Below are 1,515 nucleotides of genomic sequence, written 5' to 3'. Positions count from 1 at the left end.
ATTACTTATCTTATATCCTCTTCCATCAAATACTCCACTAAACGGCACACTGCTATTTCCTATTGGTTCCCATTCTTCGTTTTCTAAGTCGATATCGTTTCCAAGTACATAAGTTGCAGCTAAATCATTTGCTATTTGTTTTAATTCTTCTTTATTTTTTATAATTATTGCTCCTGTTAAAAGAGTAGATGAAGTAATTATCTCACTCCATTCTCCTATGGCATCTGATTTTTTAGCTCTTACTTTATACTTATGATTTGTATTTTGTTGTAATCCCGTATGTTGATAACTTAGACTATTTCCGTTATCAACTAATTGTCCATCTACTTCTATATCATATGATGTTGCATCCAACACAGAATCCCATGAAATTGTTATACTTGTTTCTGTTCCTGTTGTTTTTATATTAGTTGGTATTCCTACAATCCATGTAGTTATTACTAATTCTTCGCTCCATTCTCCTATTACACTTCCAGCTTTTGCTCTAACTTTGTATTTATGCTCTGTATTAGGTGTTAAATCTAGATGTTCATAGCTTGTACTAATACCAGTATCTATAACATTTCCATCTACTTCTATATCATATCCTTCTGCTCCCGTTACCTTATCCCATAATAGTTTTATAGAGATATCAGATTTTACAGTAACAATATTTTGCGGAACTGTTAACTCAGTAACTGTTTTAGCAATTATTTCTTCGCTCCAATCTCCAGCTCCATTACTGTTTTTTGCTCTTACTTTATATGTATGCTCTGTTTCCGGAATTAAGTTTATATGTTCATAATTTGTGTTATTATCGTTATTTATAACTTCTCCATCTACCTTTATATCATATCCTGTGGCATTTTCTACTGAATTCCATATTATGTTTATACTAGTATTTTTTCTCTCAATTACAATATTTGATGGTATTCCTACTATTGCGGTTTTTACGGTTAAATCTTCACTCCATTCTCCTATAAAATCTTTAGCTTTTGCTCTAACTTTATACGTATGCTCTGTATTTGCATCTAACCCAATATGCTCATAACTTGTACTATTTCCATTATTTATTATGTTTCCATCTACTTCTATATCATATGATGTCGCTCTATTTATTTCATTCCAATTAAAAGTAATTTTATTAATAGTTATTTCATTAACTGTTATATTAGGTACTTCCAATTCCTCTATAGGCATGTATTCATGTTCAGGTATTGAGACATTTTGTAAAAATGGATAAGAATTACCATCCTTTATGTTCCAGACATTTTCAAAATTCCAATTAGTATAAGTTGTTTTATTTAGTAAATCTTCAGTTATTTTAGCTTGATCTTCCGGAGTTGTTAATCCTGTAACTGTGCTATCATAATAACAATTTGTAATTGTTAATCTATTATAATAAACTCCTCCTACAATTCCTCCTTTATTTTGTCCGGTACTATTTATTTTCACTGCTGCATAATTACTTTTTATTGTATTATTTGATGTACTATATCCTATTAGTCCTCCCACAGAATCTGTTCCGGTCACTTC

Annotated in this window: 1 protein-coding gene; it reads right to left on the bottom strand. The window is 30.3% G+C overall.

Annotation, left to right across the window (positions count from 1 at the left end):
* Nucleotides 1-1,515 (bottom strand): fibronectin type III domain-containing protein (locus K292_RS18925; protein ID WP_027400134.1); only part of this gene is annotated, 1,515 nt, incomplete at both ends.

It is taken from the genome of Anaerovorax odorimutans DSM 5092 (assembly GCF_000426305.1).
In the GTDB taxonomy this organism is placed as follows: domain Bacteria; phylum Bacillota; class Clostridia; order Peptostreptococcales; family Anaerovoracaceae; genus Anaerovorax; species Anaerovorax odorimutans.
The sequence above is the reverse complement of the archived record's forward strand: the minus strand, read 5'-3'. Positions and strand labels throughout refer to the sequence as shown.